The sequence below is a fragment of the Paracoccus sp. N5 genome, from assembly GCF_000371965.1.
Lineage (GTDB): Bacteria > Pseudomonadota > Alphaproteobacteria > Rhodobacterales > Rhodobacteraceae > Paracoccus.
This window is the reverse complement of sequence record NZ_AQUO01000001.1, coordinates 1325572-1345047: the sequence shown is the minus strand read 5'-3', so window position 1 is coordinate 1345047 and position 19476 is coordinate 1325572. Positions and strand designations below refer to the sequence as shown.

24 protein-coding genes and 1 riboswitch are annotated in these 19476 nt (G+C 69.3%); of the genes, 10 read left to right on the top strand and 14 right to left on the bottom strand.

The features are described 5' to 3' along the window. Nucleotides 1-187: 187 nt before the first annotated feature. From PARN5_RS0106700 to mobA, 8 genes are read left to right on the top strand one after another with little or no spacing between them, the layout of a single operon-like run. Nucleotides 188-1381, top strand: coding sequence for an ABC transporter substrate-binding protein (locus tag PARN5_RS0106700; RefSeq protein WP_036744575.1), 1194 nt, complete (start codon nucleotides 188-190; stop codon nucleotides 1379-1381). Between the two features lie 8 nt (nucleotides 1382-1389). Further along, entirely contained in the window at nucleotides 1390-2361 is a 972-nt protein-coding gene (locus tag PARN5_RS0106695) for a YVTN family beta-propeller repeat protein (protein ID WP_017998998.1), read from the top strand. A 21-nt stretch (nucleotides 2362-2382) separates the two neighbouring features. Then, nucleotides 2383-2949: a hypothetical protein gene (locus PARN5_RS0106690; protein WP_017998997.1), complete on the top strand. Its 567-nt coding sequence runs from the start codon at nucleotides 2383-2385 to the stop codon at nucleotides 2947-2949. A gap of 9 nt (nucleotides 2950-2958) precedes the next feature. Beyond that, nucleotides 2959-3222, top strand: coding sequence for a hypothetical protein (locus tag PARN5_RS0106685; protein ID WP_017998996.1), 264 nt, complete (start codon nucleotides 2959-2961; stop codon nucleotides 3220-3222). Between the two features lie 39 nt (nucleotides 3223-3261). Next, nucleotides 3262-3978: an ABC transporter ATP-binding protein gene (locus PARN5_RS0106680; RefSeq protein ID WP_017998995.1), complete on the top strand. Its 717-nt coding sequence runs from the start codon at nucleotides 3262-3264 to the stop codon at nucleotides 3976-3978. Further along, nucleotides 3975-4781: an ABC transporter permease gene (locus tag PARN5_RS0106675; RefSeq protein WP_026155222.1), complete on the top strand. Its 807-nt coding sequence runs from the start codon at nucleotides 3975-3977 to the stop codon at nucleotides 4779-4781. Before PARN5_RS0106680 ends, PARN5_RS0106675 begins: the two co-directional genes overlap by 4 nt. After that, nucleotides 4778-5371, top strand: coding sequence for a hypothetical protein (locus PARN5_RS0106670; RefSeq protein WP_017998993.1), 594 nt, complete (start codon nucleotides 4778-4780; stop codon nucleotides 5369-5371). Before PARN5_RS0106675 ends, PARN5_RS0106670 begins: the two co-directional genes overlap by 4 nt. Next, nucleotides 5368-5970 carry a molybdenum cofactor guanylyltransferase MobA gene (gene mobA, locus PARN5_RS0106665; RefSeq protein WP_017998992.1) on the top strand — a complete coding sequence of 201 codons (603 nt, stop codon included), beginning with the start codon at nucleotides 5368-5370 and terminating at the stop codon, nucleotides 5968-5970. Before PARN5_RS0106670 ends, mobA begins: the two co-directional genes overlap by 4 nt. On the opposite strand, the gene PARN5_RS0106660 is transcribed toward mobA, so the two are convergent. The 11 genes from PARN5_RS0106660 to PARN5_RS0106610 all read right to left on the bottom strand — a co-directional run bounded on the left by PARN5_RS0106660 (nucleotide 5967) and on the right by PARN5_RS0106610 (nucleotide 14764). After that, nucleotides 5967-6698 carry an ABC transporter permease gene (locus PARN5_RS0106660; protein WP_017998991.1) on the bottom strand — a complete coding sequence of 244 codons (732 nt, stop codon included), beginning with the start codon at nucleotides 6696-6698 and terminating at the stop codon, nucleotides 5967-5969. The genes mobA and PARN5_RS0106660 overlap by 4 nt on opposite strands. Then, complete coding sequence (locus PARN5_RS0106655; protein ID WP_198289572.1) at nucleotides 6695-7480, bottom strand: ABC transporter ATP-binding protein; 786 nt, start codon at nucleotides 7478-7480, stop codon at nucleotides 6695-6697. The genes PARN5_RS0106660 and PARN5_RS0106655 overlap by 4 nt, the downstream gene beginning before the upstream one ends. After that, on the bottom strand, nucleotides 7477-8145 hold the full coding sequence (locus PARN5_RS0106650; protein ID WP_017998989.1) for a TenA family protein: 669 nt from the start codon (nucleotides 8143-8145) through the stop codon (nucleotides 7477-7479). The genes PARN5_RS0106655 and PARN5_RS0106650 overlap by 4 nt, the downstream gene beginning before the upstream one ends. Then, nucleotides 8142-9083 carry an ABC transporter substrate-binding protein gene (locus tag PARN5_RS0106645; RefSeq protein ID WP_017998988.1) on the bottom strand — a complete coding sequence of 314 codons (942 nt, stop codon included), beginning with the start codon at nucleotides 9081-9083 and terminating at the stop codon, nucleotides 8142-8144. The genes PARN5_RS0106650 and PARN5_RS0106645 overlap by 4 nt, the downstream gene beginning before the upstream one ends. Further along, entirely contained in the window at nucleotides 9080-10072 is a 993-nt protein-coding gene (locus PARN5_RS0106640) for a HesA/MoeB/ThiF family protein (RefSeq protein ID WP_017998987.1), read from the bottom strand. The genes PARN5_RS0106645 and PARN5_RS0106640 overlap by 4 nt, the downstream gene beginning before the upstream one ends. Then, nucleotides 10051-10647 carry a thiamine phosphate synthase gene (locus PARN5_RS0106635; protein ID WP_017998986.1) on the bottom strand — a complete coding sequence of 199 codons (597 nt, stop codon included), beginning with the start codon at nucleotides 10645-10647 and terminating at the stop codon, nucleotides 10051-10053. Before PARN5_RS0106635 ends, PARN5_RS0106640 begins: the two co-directional genes overlap by 22 nt. After that, nucleotides 10644-11408 carry a thiazole synthase gene (locus PARN5_RS0106630; protein WP_017998985.1) on the bottom strand — a complete coding sequence of 255 codons (765 nt, stop codon included), beginning with the start codon at nucleotides 11406-11408 and terminating at the stop codon, nucleotides 10644-10646. Before PARN5_RS0106630 ends, PARN5_RS0106635 begins: the two co-directional genes overlap by 4 nt. Before the next feature lies 1 nt (nucleotide 11409). Beyond that, a complete protein-coding gene (thiS, locus tag PARN5_RS0106625) occupies nucleotides 11410-11607 on the bottom strand; it encodes a sulfur carrier protein ThiS (protein WP_017998984.1) in 198 nt (65 codons plus the stop codon). After that, the gene (locus tag PARN5_RS0106620) at nucleotides 11591-12568 is read right to left on the bottom strand and encodes an FAD-dependent oxidoreductase (protein WP_026155220.1); all 978 of its coding nucleotides are present in this window, start codon (nucleotides 12566-12568) and stop codon (nucleotides 11591-11593) included. Before PARN5_RS0106620 ends, thiS begins: the two co-directional genes overlap by 17 nt. Further along, nucleotides 12565-13386 (bottom strand): bifunctional hydroxymethylpyrimidine kinase/phosphomethylpyrimidine kinase, encoded by an 822-nt coding sequence (thiD, locus tag PARN5_RS0106615; protein ID WP_017998982.1) that lies wholly within the window; start codon nucleotides 13384-13386, stop codon nucleotides 12565-12567. Before thiD ends, PARN5_RS0106620 begins: the two co-directional genes overlap by 4 nt. A 65-nt stretch (nucleotides 13387-13451) precedes the next feature. Continuing rightward, nucleotides 13452-13555, bottom strand: a riboswitch (TPP riboswitch). Between the two features lie 42 nt (nucleotides 13556-13597). After that, a complete protein-coding gene (locus PARN5_RS0106610) occupies nucleotides 13598-14764 on the bottom strand; it encodes a nucleotide sugar dehydrogenase (RefSeq protein ID WP_017998981.1) in 1167 nt (388 codons plus the stop codon). A gap of 123 nt (nucleotides 14765-14887) precedes the next feature. On the opposite strand from PARN5_RS0106610, the gene PARN5_RS0106605 reads away from it, so the two are divergent. Both PARN5_RS0106605 and PARN5_RS0106600 read left to right on the top strand, forming a co-directional pair. After that, nucleotides 14888-15490 carry an HAD family phosphatase gene (locus PARN5_RS0106605; RefSeq protein ID WP_017998980.1) on the top strand — a complete coding sequence of 201 codons (603 nt, stop codon included), beginning with the start codon at nucleotides 14888-14890 and terminating at the stop codon, nucleotides 15488-15490. An 82-nt stretch (nucleotides 15491-15572) separates the two neighbouring features. Next, nucleotides 15573-16412 carry a glycosyltransferase family 2 protein gene (locus PARN5_RS0106600; protein ID WP_157403939.1) on the top strand — a complete coding sequence of 280 codons (840 nt, stop codon included), beginning with the start codon at nucleotides 15573-15575 and terminating at the stop codon, nucleotides 16410-16412. Here PARN5_RS0106600 and aroQ read toward each other — a convergent pair. Genes aroQ through PARN5_RS0106585 form a run of 3 tightly spaced genes read right to left on the bottom strand, consistent with a single transcriptional unit; the run spans nucleotide 16363 to nucleotide 19387 of the window. Next, the gene (aroQ, locus tag PARN5_RS0106595) at nucleotides 16363-16797 is read right to left on the bottom strand and encodes a type II 3-dehydroquinate dehydratase (RefSeq protein ID WP_017998978.1); all 435 of its coding nucleotides are present in this window, start codon (nucleotides 16795-16797) and stop codon (nucleotides 16363-16365) included. The genes PARN5_RS0106600 and aroQ overlap by 50 nt on opposite strands. 27 nt (nucleotides 16798-16824) lie before the next feature. Beyond that, on the bottom strand, nucleotides 16825-17526 hold the full coding sequence (locus PARN5_RS0106590; protein WP_017998977.1) for a response regulator transcription factor: 702 nt from the start codon (nucleotides 17524-17526) through the stop codon (nucleotides 16825-16827). Then, the gene (locus PARN5_RS0106585) at nucleotides 17519-19387 is read right to left on the bottom strand and encodes a PAS-domain containing protein (protein ID WP_017998976.1); all 1869 of its coding nucleotides are present in this window, start codon (nucleotides 19385-19387) and stop codon (nucleotides 17519-17521) included. The genes PARN5_RS0106590 and PARN5_RS0106585 overlap by 8 nt, the downstream gene beginning before the upstream one ends. Nucleotides 19388-19476: the final 89 nt, after the last annotated feature.

Here is a 19476-nt window from a genome sequence, read left to right as displayed (position 1 = left end):
CCGTCTCTCCCCTTCATCGCGAATGGCGGGGCGCGCCGGCCTCCGCCGCTATGGGCGACCATGCGCCCAGCCGGGGATGGCGTCCATAAGACAAACGTATCGGGGCATTTTCCCCGGGTGAAATCGGGTGATTTGTCGGGTTGGCGAAGCCAGACTTGCCCGCCATGATACCGGGGGGAGGAAGGGCATGACAGGCAGAATCATCATACTTTTGGCTGGTTTGGCCGCCGCTGGCCCGGTTTTGGCGCAGCAGGCGGCGCAAAAGCCCGTGGAAACCGTGCGCGCCGCCGTGCTGCGCGTGGACGTGCCGCACCTGCCGCCGATCTCGCGGCTGGACACGCCGCCGGGCGACCTGGGCTTTGCCGGCGCGCGGCTGGCGATCCTGGACAACGACACCACCGGCCGCTTCATGGGCCAGGACTTCGAGGCGCTGGAGGTGACCGCCACGCCCGAGACCGCCGCGGCCGAGATGGAGAAGCTGCTGGCCGCGGGCGTGCCCTTCATCGTGACGCTGGCCGATGACGCGACGACCCTGGCGCTGGCCGATCAGGCCGGCGACAAGGCGCTGGTGCTGAACGCCCGGGCGCGCGGCGACGCCCTGCGCGGCAAGGATTGCCGGGCCAATGTCATCCATACCGCGCCCAGCCAGGCCATGCTGACCGATGCGCTGGCGCAGTTCCTGATGTGGAAGAAATGGCCGAACTGGTTCCTGGTCGCCGGCAGCCACCCCGAGGATATCGCGCTGGCCGACGCCTATCGCCGGGCCGCGACCAAGTTCGGCGCCAGGATCGTCGAGGAACGGACTTATGAGGATACCGGCGGCAGCCGGCGCAGCGATTCGGGCCATGTCCAGGTGCAGCAGCAGATGCCGGTCTTTACCCAGCGCGCGGCCGAGCATGACGTGCTGATTGCTGCGGACGAGAACGGCGTCTTTGCCGAATGGCTGCCCTATGAGACCTGGGACGCGCGCCCGGTCGCGGGTTCGGCCGGGCTGGTGCCGCGCAGTTGGGCGCCCTCGCTGGAGGCCTGGGGCGCGACGCAGTTCCAGAACCGCTTCGAAAAGCTCGCCACCCGGCCGATGCGCGAAGAGGATTACCAGACCTGGATCGCGCTGCGCATGATCGGCGAGGCGGCGACGCGGGCCCAAGCCACCGATCCGGCGGTGCTGAAGCAGTTCATCCTGTCCGACAAGTTCGAGGTCGCGGGCTTCAAGGGCCAGAAGCTGACGATCCGCGACTGGGACCACCAGCTGCGCCAGCCGATCCTGCTGGCGACGCCGACCGTGACCGCCTCGGTCAGCCCGCAGGACCAGTATCTGCACCAGAGCTCGGCGCTGGATACGCTGGGCATCGACCGTCCCGAAACCGAATGTCAGTTCTGAGGTGAACGATGAAAGCCGCAACCGCCATCCTGACCTCGGCCCTGTGCCTGGGTTTCGCCCTGCCGGCCGCCGCCAACCGGGTCTTCGTCAGCAACGAAAAGGGCAATGACGTCACCGTGCTGGACAGCGAGACGCTGGAGGTGATCGGCACCTATCCGGTCGGCGCCCGCCCGCGCGGCATCACCATCAGCCCCAACGGGTCCGAGCTTTACGTCTGTGCCTCGGACGACGACCTGGTGCGGGTCTTCAACCCCGAGACCATGGAGGAAATGCACACGCTGCCCTCGGGCCCCGACCCCGAGCTTTTCGTGCTGCACCCCTCGGGCAACCCGCTTTATATCGCGAACGAGGACGACAACCTTGTGACTGTGGTCGACACACAGACGCACAAGGTGCTGGCCGAGATCCCGGTCGGGGTCGAGCCCGAGGGCATGGGCGTCAGCCCCGACGGCAAGGTGGTCATCAACACCTCGGAAACCACCAACATGGCGCATTTCATCAATTCCGAGACCTTCGAGATCTTCGGCAACGTGCTGGTCGATTCGCGCCCGCGCTTCGCGCAATACAACGACCAGGGCACGAAACTGTATGTCAGCAGCGAGATCGGCGGCACGGTCAGCGTGATCCACCCGGAAAACCAGACCATCGAGACGAAGATCAGCTTCGAGATCCCCGGCGTGCTGCCCGAGGCGATCCAGCCGGTCGGCATCCGTATCACCAAGGACGGCAAGAAGGTCTTCGTCGCGCTGGGCCCGGCGAACCGCGTCGCCGTCATCAACGGCGAGACCGACGAGGTCGAGGATTACCTGCTGGTCGGCCAGCGCGTCTGGCAACTGGCCTTCACCCCGGACGAGAAATACCTCTTCACCACCAACGGCAATTCCAACGACGTGTCGGTGATCGACGTGGCGGCGAACAAGGTCGTCAAATCCGTGCCCGTGGGCCAGCAGCCCTGGGGCGTGGTCGTTGCGCCGAACTGAAACCAACAACGGAGGAAAACCATGACCCGCCTGCTGACCATCCTGCTGCTCTCGCTGGGCCTTGCCGCCCCGGTCGCCGCGCAGGAGCAAAAGCCCGCGCCCAAGCCCGAGGCCGCCGCCGGCGCCGAGACCACCGCGCCCGCGGCCGAGGAGGATGACGACGACGGCGACGAGGCCGGGGCCGCCGAGGAAGGCACGCATGAGGCGGGCGCCAAGTTCGACTATGGCTTCTCGGGCATGCTGGCGCGCGACAACCGCATGCAGCTTGCGCCGCTGACGCTGGCCTCGGGCAAGCCGGTGGCGAGCGCGGAATACAAGCTGAAATCCGGCGGTTTCTACCGCATTGACATCAATGCCGACGGCAGCCAGGAACTGGCGCTGTCCGGCGGCGATTTCTTCCGCGCCGTCTGGATCAACGAAATCGTCATCAACGACATCGAAATCCGGCCGATGGGCGTTCACTCGCTGGAATTCGACGATGCCGGCACCGCGACGATCAGCTTCGTTGCCATCGTCCCGGGCCGCTATACCCTGTCGATTCCCGGCTCGCATGGCGAAACCCAGCAGGCCGTGTTCAACATCCAGTAGGAGCGTCCGATGCTGAAACCCATCCTTTGCGCCGCCGTGCTGGCCTGGGCCGTGACCCCGGCCCTGGCCGCCGATGACGACGCGGCCTCGGCCGAGGAAACCGCCAAGGTCACCGAGGCCATCGCCAGGATCGGCTGCAAGCCCGACCCGCAAGCCGGGGTCGAAAAGGAGCGCGACGATCTTTACGAGGTCGACGACGCGCAATGCGAGATCGGCCAGTATGACATCAAGCTGAACGCCGATTTCGTGATCACAAGCATCACGCTCGACTGAATGCAGGCCGGGCGCGGGCCAGCCCGCGTCCCTTTTGCCATGAACGATGCGCTTTCGATCCAGCATGTCAGCCACGCCTTCGGCCGCTTCCAGGCGCTGAAGGACGTGTCGCTGTCGGTGCCGCGCGGCGGCTTCACCGCGCTTCTGGGGGTGAACGGTGCCGGCAAGACCACGCTGTTTTCGCTGATCACCCGGCTCTACGACAACAACTCGGGCCGGATCGAGGTCGCGGGCCATGACCTGCGCCGCCAGCCCGGCGCGGCCCTGGCCCGCTTGGGCGTGGTGTTCCAGTCCCGTGCGCTGGATGCCGACCTGACCGTGGCGCAGAACCTGGAATATCACGCCGCCCTGCACGGCATCCCGCGTCGCGCCGCGCGGGCGCGCGCCGCCGAGGTGCTGGCCCAGGTCGATCTGGCCGACCGGCTGGACGCGCGGGTCGCGGCGCTGTCGGGCGGCCAGAGCCGCCGGGCCGAGATCGCCCGCGCCCTGATGCACCGCCCCGAGATCCTGCTTCTGGACGAGCCGACCGTGGGCCTCGACGTGAAATCCCGCGCCGAGGTGGTGGCGCTGACCCGGGCGCTGACCGCGACCGGGGTCTCGGCGCTGTGGGCCACGCATATCCTGGACGAGATCCGGCCCGAGGACGGGCTGGTGATCCTGCATCGCGGCGAGGTTCTGGCCCAAGGCACCGCCCAGGGCATCGGCGGCGACGACCTGACCGGGACCTTCCTGCGGCTGACGGGGGAACAGGCATGACGCCCCGCATGTGGCTGACCTGTTTCCTGGGCATCGCGCGGCGCGAGACGCTGCGCTTCGTCACCCAGCGCGGCCGCTTCCTTGCCGCGCTGGTCCGGCCGCTGGTCTGGCTCTTCATCTTCGCCGCCGGCTTCCGCGCCGTGCTCGGCCTGTCGATCACGCCGCCCTACCAGACCTATGTCCTCTATGAGGTCTATGTCACGCCCGGCCTTTGCGCGATGATCCAGCTGTTCAACGGCATGCAGTCGTCGCTGTCCATGGTCTATGACCGCGAGACCGGGGCGATGCGCACCCTGCTGGTCAGCCCCTTTCCGCGCTGGTTCCTGCTGGCCTCGAAGCTGGTCGCGGGCGTGCTGGTCTCGATCATCCAGGTCTATACCTTCCTGGCCATCGCCTGGTTCTGGGGCGTCGATCCGCCGCCCGTCGGCTATCTGACCGTGCTGCCGGCGCTGTTCCTGTCGGGGCTGATGCTGGGGTCGATGGGGCTTTTGCTGTCCTCGGCCATTCGCCAGCTGGAAAACTTCGCCGGGGTGATGAATTTCGTCATCTTCCCGATGTTCTTCGCCTCGACCGCGCTCTACCCGCTGTGGCGGATGCGCGAAAGCTCGACGCTGCTGCATGACATCTGCGCCGCCAATCCCTTCACCCATGCGGTTGAGTTGATCCGCTTTGCCCTTTACGGCCGCTTCGATCTCATGTCCTTCTTGGTGGTGGCCGGGTGCCTGGTGCTGTTCTTTGCCGGTTCCGTCATCATGTATGATCCGGCCAAGGGGCTCTGGGCCCGGCGAAAGGGGGGAGCATGAAATACCTGGTTCTGGCCATGGCCCTGGCGGCGGCGGGCGCCGCCCATGCCGAAGGCGGCACCGATCCCGACTGGCCCTGCGTGCAGCGCAAGCAGCCGCATCTGTCGCTGGGCCAGATGTGGACCGGGCCCGAGCCCGACGAGGCCGCCCGCAGCCTGGCCGAGACGCCCGAGATCGCCGCCCTGGCCGACCGGCTCGAGCAGCGCCGCCTGCCGATGGAGCAGGCCGAGGCCGAGATCGCCGAGTTTTCCAAGGGCGCCGACAATCAGAAACTGACCGCGCTGATGCTGGCGATCTTTCAGCGCATCGAGCCGGATCGCAGCGCGCTGATCTCGGGCATCGCGCGCTATGGCCACAAGCAGGTCGATCTGGCGAAGCGCATCCAGGAGCGGCGCGACCGCATGGAGTCGCTGCAAAAGGCCGAGCAGCCCGATTTCGACGCTATCGACGCCGAGGAGGAAAAGCTCGACTGGGACAGCCGCATCTTCCAGGACCGCCACCAGTCGCTGACCTATGTCTGCGAGACGCCGGTCATCCTCGAGCAGCGGGTCTTTGCGCTGGCCCGGGCGATCGCGGCGCATCTGCAATGACGCCGGTGCCCGCCGTCATCCTGGCCGGGGGCCTGTCGACCCGGATGGGCGGCGGCAACAAGGGCCTGCGGGTGCTGGGGGGCGAGACGCTTCTGGCGCGGGTGATCGCCCGGCTGGCGCCGCAATGCGGTGCGCTGGCGATCAACGCGAATGGCGAGCCCGAGGTCTTGGCCGATTACGGGCTGCCGGTGATCGCCGACGGTTTCGGCGGCTTTGCCGGGCCGATGGCCGGGGTGCTGGCCGGGATGGAATGGGCGGCGGCCGAGGGCGCGGATTGCGTGGTCAGCGTCTCGGTCGACACGCCCTTCCTGCCCGAGGATCTGGTGCACCGCTTGCGCGAGGCGCGCGGCCGCAGCGGATTGGCCGTCGCCGCCAGCCCGGACGAAAGCGGCCGGCTGCGCGACCATCCGACCTGCGCGCTGTGGCCGGTGGCCTTGCGGGACGACCTGCGCGCGGCGCTGGAATCGGGGCTGCACCGCATCGGCCAGTTCGCCGCCGCCTACGACCCCGGCCGGGCGGTCTTCGACAGCCGGCCGCTGGACCCGTTCCTGAACCTGAACACGCCCGAGGACCTGGCCCGCGCCGCGCGCCTGGTCTAGACGCCGTAGCGCCGCCAGGCCCGGTGCAGCGCCAGCGCGACCGCCCGGGCAAAGATCACCGTCATCACCGACAAGACCAGCAGCGCCGCGAAGACCAGGTCGGTCTTCATCCTGCCGTTGGCGTGGATCATCAGCGCGCCCAGGCCGCGGGCGCCGCCGACCCATTCGCCGATCACCGCGCCGATCGGTGCATAGACCGCCGCCAGCCGCAGCCCGGTGGCAAGGCTGGGCAGCGCCGCTGGGATGCGCAGGTGGCGCATGATGCGGATGCGGCTGGCGCCCATCACCTGCGCCAGGTCCAGCGCCGCCTGCGGCGTGCGCATCAGCCCGTCCAGGAAGGCGCTGGCGACCGGGAAGAACACGATCAGCACGGTCACGGCGATCTTGGGCGCCATGCCGAAGCCCAGCCACAGCGTCAGGATCGGCGCCAGGGCAAAGACCGGGATGGTCTGGCTGAAGGTCAGGATCGGCCGCAACACGCCGGTCAGCCGGTCCGAGAAGCCCATGGCGATGGCCAGCGCCGCGCCAAGCGCCGCGCCGAGGACAAAGCCCAGCACCACCTCGGCCAGGGTAAAGCCGGCGTGGCGGGTGATCTCGGCGCGGTTGAGCCACAGCGCCTCGGCCACGGCTTGGGGCGAGGGCAGCAGGAAGGGCGGCATCTGCGCCAGCCAGATCAGCCCCTGCCACAGGCAGAGCACGGTCAGGATCAGGGCGAGCGCGGTTCTCATGCCATCATCCCGCGCATCAACTCGGCCTGCAGCGCCAGCACCTCGGGCGCGTCGAAGGGCCGGGCGGCGGCTTCGGGCCGGGGCAGGGGCACCGGCCAGTCGGTCAGCCCGGTTTCGCGCAATAGCAGGATGCGGTCGCCCAGCCGGGCGGCCTCGGCCGGGTCATGCGTGACCAGCAGGATGCTGCGGCGGTGCAGCAGGCGGGCCGACAGGTCCTGCATCTGCGCCCGGGTGCGCGCATCCAGCGCCGAGAACGGCTCGTCCAGCAGCACCAGCGACCGGTCCTCGAACAGCGTGCGGGCCAGGGCGACGCGCTGGCGCTGGCCGCCGGACAGGTTCGCGGGCAGGTGATGGATGCGGTCGGCAAGGCCCACGGCCTCGATCAGATGCGCGGCGCGGGCGGCGGGGTCCAGGGGGGGCTCTGCCCCCCGCGAGACCGACCCCTCGACGGGGTCGGTCTCGCGCCCCCCGGGATATTTCGACAAGAAAGAAGCCGGGAGCGTGCCGCGCAGCCGGGCGCCCAGCGCGACATTGCCGGCGACGTCGAGCCAGGGGATCAGCCCCGGATCCTGCGCCATCAGCGCGACGGGGGCGTCCCGCGTGACCTCGCCCTGAAAGCGCGCGCCGGTTTCCAGCCCGGCGAGCAGGCGCAGGATGGTGGATTTGCCGACGCCCGAGGGGCCGAGCAGGCAGGTCCACCGGCCCGGCGCCACCGTCAGGTCAATGGGGGCGAACAGCGGCGTCTCGCCGACCCAGGCCTGTCCCCGCACCCGTGCCGTCATGCCCGGCCCAGATCCCAGAAGGCGGCCTCGAGCCGGGTTGCGGTGGCGAAGCGGTCCGTCAGCGCGTTCCAGCGCGGGCTGTCCTGCGGGGTGTCGCCCAGGCGCCTGCCGACCGCCGCGTCCAGCAGCGCGCCGGCGTCGCGGCAGGCCTGCTGGTATTCGGTGCCGGCATAGGTGTCGATCCAGGCGCGATAGGGCGTGTCCGGCGCGGCCTCGGCCGCAAGGCGCAGGCCGATCTCGCCATAGCCCAGCACGCAGGGCATCAGCGCCGCCAGCAGGTCGAGGAAATCGCCCGCGAGCCCGGCGTCGAGCACATAGCGGGTATAGGCGATGTTCGTCACCGCTTCGGGCGTCGCCAGCATCGCCGCCGTGTCGATCCCCGCCGCGGCGCAGGTCTGCACATGCAGCGCCATTTCGTGGTCGAGCAGCGTATGCACGGTGGCGGCGCAGGCCCGCATCTCGTCCAGATCGCCCGCCTTGACCACCGCCAACGCCCAGGCGCGGCTGAACTGGATCAGGAACAGATAGTCCTGCACCAGATAGGCGAGGTATTCCGCGCGCGGCAGGCTGCCGTCGCGCATGCCCTCGACGAAGCCGTGGCGGGTATAGGCGTCCCAGTCGGGCGCGGCCGCGCGCAGCCGGGCGAAGCTTTCACCGTAGCTCATGGCGCCCCCACATCCATCGCCAGGTCCGAGACCGGCAGCACGCTGTCCACCAGCCCGGCATCCTTGAGGAACTGCTCGAACCGCGCATAGCGGCCCTGGTCCAGCGCCGCCGGCGATTGCGAAAAGCGCGGCAGGGTTTCCTTCCAAGCCTCGGCGTTGAGCTCGTCCCCGAGATCGGGGGCGGTGGCCGAGAACAGTTCCCAGGCCTCGTCCGGGTGGTTGACCATATATTGCGCGCCGCGCTCGACCGCATGCAGCAGGCGGGTGGTGCGGTCCTTGTCCATGGTCTGCGGATTGGCGACGAAGATCAGCTCGTCATAGGTCGGCACGCCGCTTTCCTCGACAAAGAAGCAGCGACCCTCGGCGCCTTCCAGCCGCATCTGCGTCAGCTCGAAATTGCGATAGGCGCCGATGGTGGCATCGACCTGGCCGGCGATCAGCGCCGGCGACAGCGACCAGTTGACGTTGACCATCTCGACGTCAGCCATGGTCAGGCCGGCGGTCTTGAGGATCTGGCCGACCAGCGCATCCTCGACCCCCGAGACCGAATAGCCGATCTTCTTGCCCTTGAGGTCCGCAAGCTGCTGCACCGGCCCGTCGGCCTTGACCATCAGACAGTTCAGGGGCGTCGCGACCAGGGTGCCGACGCGCTTCAGCGGCAGGCCCTCATGCACCTGCAGGTGTAGCTGCGGCTGGTAGCTGATGGCGTAATCGGCCTTGCCCGCCGCGACCAGCTTGGGCGGGTCCGAGGGATCGGCGGGGGCGACGACCTCGACCTCCAGCCCCGCGTCGGCGAAGAAGCCCTTTTCCTGGGCGACGATGATCGGGGCATGGTCGGGGTTCACGAACCAGTCCAGCATCAGCGTCACCTTGTCGGCGGCAAGGACGGGTTGCGCCAGCAGGGCCAGCGCGGCGGCGGCAAGGGGCAGGTGCTTCAAGTCTCGTCTCCCAGGGCTAGAAGGGTGATCTCGCCGTCCCAGCGGCGCGAAAGGGCGTCGGCGGCACGCCATGAGCGCAGCCCCGAGCGGCAGGCCAGCACCGCGCGCTGGCCGGGTTCGGGCAGCGGGCCGATCGGGCCATAGCCGGGCATGCGCAGCGCCTTGGGCGTGGCCTTGCGCGGCGCCTCGTCCTTGGGGCGCAGGTCGACGACCAGGTCGCCCGGGCGGATGTCCTGCCGGGCGATGAAGCGGGGCCCCGGGCTTTCCGGCGCGCCGTCAAAGCGGAATTGCGTGAAACGGCCATTGTCCAGGCGGATGAACTCGCCCAGGGGCGAGGGCGTGGTGCCCAGAAGCAGCCGCAGCGCCATCTGCGCCTGCAGGCAGCCGAGCAGGCCGACCACCGGCCCCAGCACGCCCGCCGTGGCGCAGGTCTGGCCGCTGTCGGGCGGGTCGGGGAACAGCGCCCGCAGGCTGGGGGCGCCGCCTTGGCCGGGATCGCCGCAGAAGCCGCCGACATAGCCCGCCATCCCCAGCGCCGAGGCCGAGATCAGCGGCTTGCCCACGGCAAGGCAGGCGTCGGACAGCGTATAGCTGGCCGCGTAGCTGTCGGCGCAGTCCAGCACCACATCGGCCGCGGCGACCAGCGCCGGCGCATTGGCCGGGGTCAGCGCCTCGCGCCGGCCCTCGAGCAGGACCCCCGGGTTCAGCCGCGTCACCGCCAGCGCCGCGGCCTGCACCTTGGGCCGGCCCAGATCCTTCATGCGATAGAGCGGCTGGCGGTGCAGGTTGGTTTCCTCGACCGTGTCGGGGTCCATCAGCGTGATGCGGCCGATGCCGGCACCTGCCAGATATTGCAGCACCGGCACGCCCAGGCCCCCGGCACCGACGACCAGGACATGGGCGGCTTCGATGCGCTCCTGCCCCTCGGCGCCGACTTCGGGCAGGACCATCTGGCGCAGATAGCGGCTCATGCCGTCGCCGCCAGCCATTCGCGGATGCGCGCCTCGGGGTCGGGGTTCAGCGTGATGTCGGTCACCGCCGAGGCCAGGTCGGCGCCGGCCGCGAAGGCTTCGCGGGCGCGTTCCGGGGTGACGCCGCCGATGGCGACCAGGGGCGTGGCGCCGACCAGCTTGCGCCATTCCCGCACCCGGTCCAGGCCCTGCTGTTCCCATTTCATCTTCTTCAGGATCGTCGGCCAGACCGGGCCCAGGGCGACGTAATCGGGCGCCAGCGCCAGCGCCCGGTCCAGCTCGGCATGGTCATGGGTCGAGATCCCCAGCCGCATGCCGGCGCGGCGGATGGCGGCGATGTCGGCCGTGTCCAGATCCTCCTGCCCCAGGTGGATGAAATCGCAGCCCAGTTCGATGGCGGCCTGCCAGTGGTCGTTCACGACCAGCGTGGCGCCATGTTCGCGGCACAGCTCCTGCGCCAGCGCCAGCTCGCCCAGCAGGCGCGCGGCGGGCTGGTCCTTGATGCGGATCTGCACCAGCTTGACGCCGAGGGGCAGGGCGCGGCGCAGCCAGGCGGCGCTGTCGAAGATCGGGTAGAAACGCGGCAATCTCATCCCAGCACCGCCATGCCGAACAGCGGGGTCGAGGGCGCGGCCATGTCGCGCGCCTCGATGGGATTGGCGCCAGCCGCCAGCCGGCCGGCCTCGATCGCCAGCGCCATGGCGCGGGCCATGGCCACTGGGTCGCCGGCCTTGGCGACGGCGGTGTTCAGCAGCACCGCGTCATAGCCCAGTTCCATCGCCTGCGCCGCATGGCTGGGCAGGCCGATGCCCGCGTCCACCACCAGCGCCACGTCCGGGAAATGCGCGCGCAGGCTGCGCAGCCCATAGGGGTTGTTCAGCCCGCGGCCCGAGCCAATGGGCGCGCCCCAGGGCATCAGCACCTCGCAGCCCGCGTCCAGCAGCCGGCCGCAGACCGACAGGTCCTCGGTGCAATAGGGAAAGACCTGGAAGCCGTCGTCCGACAGGATCCGCGCCGCCTCGACCAAGGCGATCACGTCGGGGCAAAGCGTGTCGTCGTCGCGGATGACCTCCAGCTTGATCCAGGGAGTCCCGAACAGTTCGCGCGCCATCTGGGCGGTGGTCACCGCCTCGCGCACGGAATGGCAGCCGGCGGTGTTGGGCAGGACCGGGACATTCAATCCCTTGATGAGATTGTGGAAATCCTGGCCCGCCCCGCCCTCGCGGCGCAAGCTGACCGTGGCGATGCCGGCGCCCGAGGCGCGGAAGGCCTCGGCCATGATCGCGGGCGAGGGGTAAAGCGCCGTGCCCAGCATCAGCGGGCTTTCGACATGGGTTCCGTAGAATCGCGGCATCTCAGCCCCCCTGCATCGGCGCCACGACTTCCAGCGCGTCGCCATCCTTCAACCTGGTCCCGGCGCGGGCGGCGGCGGGCAGGAAGGCGCCGTTCAGCGCCGTGGCGACCTTGGCCGCGCCCAGGCCGATTTCTTGCAGCGCATCCTGGACCGAGGGTCCGGCAAGGCTGCGGCTTTCGCCGTTAAGGGTGATTTTCATCCATGAACTCCGGTATCTGGCCGTCCAGCAGGTGGTCGGCAGCCATGCGGGCCACGGCGGGGGCCAGAAGATAGCCGTGGCGATAGAGGCCGTTGGCAAACAGCGTGCTTCCGCGCCGCCGCAGCCGCGGCAGGTTGTCGGGGAAGGCCGGGCGAGCGTCCGAACCGAGTTCAAGGATCTCGGCCTCGGCAAAGCCCGGATGCAGCGCATAGGCGGCCGACAGCATCTCGACCGCCGAGCGGGCGGTGACGCGATATTTGCCGCCGGTTTCCAGCATCGTGGCGCCGATCATGTATACGCCGTCTCCCCTTGGAACAAGATATAGGGGGATGCGCGGGTGCAGCAGGCGGATGGTGCGGGTCAACTGGACCTCGGGGCAGCGGATCACCAGCATCTCGCCCCGCACGCCGCGCAGGTCGGGCAAGGCGTCGCGGGCGGCAAAGCCGCGGGCGTCCACGGTCAGGCCGCTCGGCTCGCCTTCGGTCTCGATGGTCACGCCGGCAGCGGCCAGCCGGTCGCGCAGCGCCATGAGGGCGGCGCGGGGGTTCAGATGCGCCTCGCTTTCGAAGAACAACCCGCGCGCGAAACGGCCCTGCAACTCGGGCTCCAGCGCGGCGATGGCGTCGGCGTTGACCGGGCGATGCGCCTCTGTCATCCGGGCAAAGCGGTCCAGTTCCGCCCGGTCGCGCGAGGGGGCAAGCACCAGCGTGCCGCGCCGGACGACCTCGGCGCCATGCGCCTGCCACCAGTCGGCGGCGTCGAGACCCAGGCGCAGGACCACCGGCTCGGCGCTTTCGGCCTCGCACCAGGGGGCCAGCATGCCGCCGGCGCGCCAGCTGCAAGCCTGCGCGCCAGGCTTGCCGGCAGGATCGATGATGCGCGGGGTGATGCCGCGATCCAGCAGGGTCGAGGCAATGGCCAACCCCATCACGCCGCTACCAAGAATTGTTATCTGGGTCATTCAGCGCCCCACATCTTGTAGAAGTGATGCACCGGCCCATGGCCCAGCCCGATCCCCAGCCCGTCGGCGGCGCCGATGGCGCCTTGCAGCCAGCCATGGGCGCGGGTGATCGCATCGGGCAGGTCCAGCCCCAGCGCCAGCCCCGCCGCGATGGCCGAGGACAGCGAGCAGCCGGTGCCATGGGTATTGCGGGTTTGCTGGCGCGGCGCCGACAGCGGAAAGCCCTGCGGCCCGACCAGCAGGTCGGTGCAGGTTTCGCCCTCGGCATGGCCGCCCTTCATCAGCACATGGCCCGCGCCCAGGGCACGCAGCGCCTCGCCCTGTTCGGCCATCTCCGCGGGCGTGCCGGCCGGGGCGCGGCCCAGCAGCCGGGCGGCCTCGGGCAGGTTCGGGGTCAGGACGGTCGCCAGCGGCAGCAGCCGGTCGCGCAGCGCCTGGACCGCCGCGTCGGGCAGCAGCGCGTCGCCGGATTTCGCCACCATGACCGGGTCCAGCACCACCGGGACCGGATCGGCCTGCAGCGCGATGCGCAGCCGGTCCGCGACGGCTGTGATCACATCCGGGCCGCCGACCATGCCGATCTTGATCGCGCGCACGTCCAGATCGCCGAAAACCGCGTCGATCTGCGCCGCGACCATGGCGGGCGAGACCGCCTCGACCGCGGCGACGGTGCGGGTGTTCTGGGCGGTGATGGCTGTGATCACGGACGCGCCATAGACCCCCAGCGCCGAGAAGGTCTTGAGGTCGGCCTGGATGCCGGCGCCGCCGCCGCTGTCCGAGCCGGCGATGGTCAGCGCGATGCGAGCTGGTCCCGCCATGATCCGCCTTTCATTGTCCGGTCGAGGCGGCGGAGAGGGGGGTGGCGGCTGATGTGGTCTGCGTGCCGCGACACTCTACCCTTCCCTCCGCCGGTATGAGCCGGATCAGGTTCGATGGGTCGGTGCCTGGCACCTCTCAGCCCCGTTCGGGGCACCCCAAGTGTATGAGTCGTGGGCGGGACACTAGGGCCGGCGCGCGGCTTTGGCAAGCTCAGTCGCGGGCGAACAGGTCGCGGGTGTAAACCTTGTCCTGCACGTCGGCCAGTTCGGGCGCCTGGCGGTTGGCGATGATCAGGTCGGCCTGGGCCTTGAAGGCGCCGAGGTCGCGCACCACCGGGCTGTTGAAGAAATGGTCCTGTTCCAGCACCGGCTCGTAGACGATGCAGGGGATGCCTTTGGCCTTGATCCGCTTCATGATGCCCTGGATCGAGCTGTCGCGGAAATTGTCCGAGCCGGATTTCATCACCAGCCGATAGACGCCGACCAGCTTCGGACGGCGGGCGATGATTTCCTCGGCGATGAAATCCTTGCGGGTGCGGTTGCTGTCCACCACCGCGGCGATCAGGCTTTGCGGCACCTGATCGTAGTTCGCCAGCAATTGCTTGGTATCCTTGGGCAGGCAATAGCCGCCATAGCCGAAGCTGGGATTGTTGTACTGATCGCCGATCCGCGGGTCGAGGCCGACGCCCTCGATGATCTCGCGCGTGTTCAGCCCGCGGGCGACGGCATAGCTGTCGAGCTCGTTGAAATAGGCCACGCGCATGGCAAGATAGGTGTTCGAGAACAGCTTGATCGCCTCGGCCTCGGTCGAGCCGGTGAACAGCACCGGCATGTCCTTGCGGATCGCGCCTTGGGCCAGCAGGTCGGCCAGCCGATGCGCGGCCGGGCCGTGGTCGCCCACCACGATGCGCGACGGGTGCAGGTTGTCCTGCAACGCCCGGCCTTCGCGCAGGAATTCGGGCGAGAACAGGATGCCGTCATGGCCGGTCTCGTCGCGCATGCGCTGGGTGAAGCCGACCGGGACCGTGGACTTGATGACGATGGTCGCCTGCGGCGCGTGCTGGCGGGCCAGCGCGATCACGCTTTCCACGCTGGAAGTGTCGAAGCGGTTCGAGCGCGGGTCGTAATTCGTCGGCGTGGCGACGATGACGAATTCGGCGCCGGCCATGGCCTCGGCCGGGTCGGTGGTGGCGCGCAGCTGCAGCGGCTTTTCCGCCAGCCACCGGCTGATCTCGGCATCCTCGATGGGCGAGCGGCGGGCGTTCACCTGGGCCACCCGCTCGGCGCTGATGTCCAGCGCCACCACCGCGTCGTGCTGCGCCAGCAGCACCGCGATCGACATGCCGACATAGCCCAGCCCAGCAACCGATATGGTCATGCGGTTTCCCCTTCCTGCGGTTTCCCCGCCTCTAGCACGGCTTGGCGCCCGGCAGAAGCGCGCCGGCTTGCCGGGCCGGCCGTGTTTCGGCACGATCCGGCCGGATGGCAAAGGAGGCCGGCGATGAAAAGCGTGATCTTCGACCTGGGGGCGGTGCTGATCGAATGGGATCCGGCGCTGGCCTTTGCCGATGTCTTCACCAGCCGCGCCGCGGCCGAGGCCTGGATGGCGCGCATCGGCTTCGACGGCTGGAACCGGTTGCAGGACGGCGGGCGCAGCTTTGCTAAGGGTCTCGAGGCCGCGCGCGAGGCGCATGGCGACGAGGCCCGGCATCTGGCGGGCTATCTGGCCGCCTTTCCGCTGACCATCGAAAAGACCGTGCCCGGCGCCTGGGAGATCGCCGAGGCGCTGCTGGCGCGGAATGTGCCGCTCTATGGCTTGACGAACTGGGCGGCCGAGACCTGGCCCCATGCGCTGGAAATCCATCCCCGGCTGGGCCAGCTGTTCCGCGACATCGTGGTTTCGGGGCGGGTCGGGGCGCTGAAGCCCGAGCCCGCGGTCTATCGCATCCTGATGGACCGCAACGGGCTGCGCCCCGAGGATTGCATCTTCATCGACGACAACCCGGACAACGTCGAGGGCGCCCGGGCGCTGGGCATCGACGGCATCCATTTCACCGGCGCCGACGCCCTGGGCCAGGCGCTGGCGCGGCGCGGGCTGTTCTGACGCGATCGTGACGGCGGCCGTCAGCCAATTGTAAGCTGGAGCGCGTTAGGAGGGCACGCCCGAACTGACCTAGGATGCCAGCTTGCCTCTTGTCGTGACCCTGTCCTCGATCCCGCCGCGCTTTGCCGGGCTGGGACCCACCCTGAAATCGCTGCTGAAACAGAAGGTTCGCCCCGACGAGGTGCGGCTTTACCTGCCGCGCCGCTATCGCCGCTTTCCCGACTGGGACGGCAGCCTGCCGGCGGTGCCCGAGGGCGTGCGCATCGTCACGGTCGAGGACGACCTGGGCCCGGCGACCAAGATCCTGCCGGCGGTGCGGGATTTTCGCGGGCAGGATTGCGAATTGCTGCTCTGCGACGACGACCGGCTTTATGATCCGCTGTGGACCAGCCGCTTTCTGGCGGCGCGGCGCGCGCAGCCGGATTGCGTCATCGCCGAGGCCGGCGGATTCGTGCCCGGCCATGACGGCGGGCCCGAGCCGCGCGCGGTGCTGCGGCGCAAGGACTGGCGCTATCGCCTGCTGCGTGCGGCCTCGCTGGGGCTGGTCAAGCCGCATGCCTGGCTGCGCTCGGGCTACGTCGATGTGCTCAAGGGTTATGGCGGCGCCATGCTGCGGCCCGAATTCATGCCCGACAGCGCCTTCGACATCCCCGAACTGCTGTGGACGGTGGATGACCCCTGGCTCTCGGGCAACCTGGCGCTGAACGGCGTGCCGATCTGGCTGAATGCCGAGGGCCGGGTGCCGGGCGAGTGCCGGGTCGCGCGCTGCCATGCGCTTCTGGACTTTGCCTTGCAGGGCAAGGGCCGGGGCGAGGCCAATGGCGCCTGCTACGAATGGTTCCGGCAGAACCTGGGCATCTGGCCGGCCGGGCCTAGCCGACCATCTTCGCCGCCTGCTGCAATGCCAGCAGATAGCCGTTGACGCCGAAGCCGGCGATCACGCCCTCGGCGCGCAGGCTGACATAGGAATGGTGGCGGAAGCTCTCGCGCTTGTGCACGTTCGAGATATGCACCTCGAGCACCGGCCCGTCGAAGGTGTTAAGCGCGTCGAGGATCGCGACCGAGGTATGGGTGAAGGCGGCCGGGTTGATGACGATGGCCTGGGCCCGCAGCCGCGCCTCGTGAATCTTGTCGATGATCGCGCCTTCGTGGTTCGACTGGAAGAAGTCGATCTCCAGCCCCAGCTCGGCCCCCAGCGCCTTGCAGTCGCGCTCCACGTCGGCCAGCGTGGTGCTGCCATAGATCTCGGGCTGGCGCTGGCCCAGCAGGTTCAGGTTCGGGCCGTTCAGGACATAGACGGTGGGCATGGCAATCTCCGCGACGATGGGGGCAATCTAGCCCAGTTCGGCCAGAAAGATATAGCCGGCGCCATAGATCGTCTTGATCAGGCGCGGGTTCTTGGGATCCTCGCCCAGCTTGGTGCGCAGGCGCGAGATGCGCACGTCCATCGCCCGGTCGAAACTTTCCCCCGCCGTGCCGCCCAGCGTCTCCAGCATCTGCGCGCGCGAGATCAGCCGGCGCGGGTTGTCGAGAAACAGCCGCAAGACCTCGGCCTCGGCGTGGGAGATCGGCGTCTCGGCCCCCTCGGGCGAGGTCAGCGTGTAGCGGTCGAAATCCGCGGACCAGCCGGCAAAGCGGATCTGCTGGCGGCCGGGGCCGGCGTCGCGCTGCGGCTTGCGCAGCCGGGCGCGGATGCGGGCCACCACCTCGGCCGGCTCGAAGGGCTTGATGATATAGTCGTCGGCGCCCAGTTCGAGGCCGGTCACCCGATCCTGCACCTGCGCCCGGCCCGAGATGATGATGATCGCCGCGCCGGATTGGCTGGCCAGCCGGTGCACCAGCGCCAGCCCGTCGCGGTCGGGCAGGCCCAGGTCGATCAGGCAGGCATCGGGCTGGATGCGGCGCAGCGCCGCCTCGAATTCGGTGGCGCGGCCGAAGCCCAGGGTGCGGAAGCCCGCCTCCTCCAGCGCCGCGGACAGCAGGCGGCGGATCTCGGGCTCGTCGTCGAGGATGGCGATCAGGGGCGCGTCAGTCATCGGTTTCTGCCAGGGCCAGGGCCAGTTCGGTGTCGCCAAAGGGCTTGGTCAGCACCGTGCCGTCAAGCCCCGATCTGCCCGCATCGCCCGGCGGCAGCGCCGTCATCAGCACCAGCGGCAGGCCGCGGCCCCGCAGATCGGCGCCCGAACCGTCGCCCAGTTGCAGGTCGGACAGGATCAGCGTCAGGCCGGACAGGTCGGTCAGGCCGCGCGCCTCACTGAGCGAGCCGGCCTCGATCACCGAATGGCCCTGGGCGGTCAGCATCTGGCGGATATGGCTGCGGATGGCGTCGTCATCCTCGACCAGCAGGACCAGATGCGGGCGGGCGGCGCGCAGGGGCAGGCGGATCGCGACCTGCGCGCCCTGGGCGAGGTTCGCCAGCCGCAGCGTGCCGCCGGCCAGCTTGACCTGGTCATAGACCATCGACAGGCCCAGCCCGCTGCCCTTGCTGCCCTTGGTGGTGAAGAAAGGCTGCGTGGCGCGGGCCAGGGCCTCGTCCGAAAAGCCGGGGCCGCTGTCGGTGACGGTGATTTCCAGCCAGCGCCCGGCCGTGCGGGCCTGCAAGCCGATGCGGCCCTTGCCCTGCATGGCGTCGCGGGCGTTCAGGATCAGGTTCAGCAGCGCGTCCTGCAGCGCGCCGGGGTCCAGCATCAGCCGCGCCGGCAGGTTGGTCGTGGCGTGTTCCAGCGTCACGGCGGCGCCCAGCGTCGGCCGGGCCATGGCGGCCAGATGCTCGAAGAGCGCGTCGAGGTCAACCGGCTGCGGGTGCTGTTCGCGCTTGCCGGTCAGCGCGGCGATGCCGTCCAGCAGCGTCGCCCCGCGCCGGGCGGCGGCGAGGGTCGCCTGCACGTCCTCGGCCTGTTCCGGCGGCAGGCCGGCGCGCGCCAGCCGGGTTTGCAGGCCAAGGATGATGGTCAGAAGGTTGCCGAAGTCATGCGCCAGCCCGGAGGTCATCTGCGCCGCCAGCGCGCGCTTGGCGGCATGGGTCAGCGCCTCGCGCGATTGCACCTCGGCGGTCACGTCGGTGGAAAGCACATAGGCGCCGCGCCCGTTGGGGTCCGGGGTCAGGGCGATGCGGATGCGGCGCCCCGAGGGTGGGTGCGTGATCTCGAACACCTGCGGCTGGCCGGCGACGGCGCGGTCCATATGCGGGCGGATGCGGTCGAAGGTCTCGCGGCCCAGCACCTCTTCGCCCGCGCGGCCGATGATGCCGCGGTCGGCACCGGGAAACACCGCCGCGATCTGGTTGTTGGAAAAGGTATAGCGATAATCGCGGTCCATATGCGCGATATGGGCCGGGACCATGGCGGTAACATGGCGGGTGCGGGCCTCGGATTCGGTCAGGATGCGCTTGGCCTCCTCCAGCGCGGCATTGGTCGCGGCCAGCGCCCGGTTCGCGGCCGACAGCCGCTCGGCATGGTCCAGCACCAGTTCGGACAGCTCCTCGGAGCGGGCGCGCAGCAGTTCCTCCTGCCGCTTGATCTGGGTGATGTCGGTATAGACCGCGATCCAGCCGCCCTGCGACAGCGGCGCCCCCTCGACCGAGATCCAGCGGCCGTCGGCGCGCTTTCTTTCCATGTAATGCGGCTGGAAGGTGCGGGCCTGGTCCACGCGCTCGCGAATCGCGGCCTCGGTATCCTCCTGCGGCCCGTATTCGCCGCGATGCACCAGATAGCGGATCGTATCCTCGAAGGTGGTGCCGGGCCGGGTCAGTTCGTCCGGCAGGCCGAACATCGCCTGATAGGGCCGGTTGCTGACCGCCAGCCGCAGGTCGGCGTCGAAGATCGAGATCGCCTGCTGGATCAGGTTCAGCCCCGAGCGGGTCAGCGCGGCATGTCGGTCCGGGGTGGTGGTCGCCATGGCTGTTGCCTTGCAGTTGTAACAATTCGTAGGATTCGGGCAAAACTGACGCAAGGATTGCCGCAGTAAGCTGCGATTGCCAGAGGGGA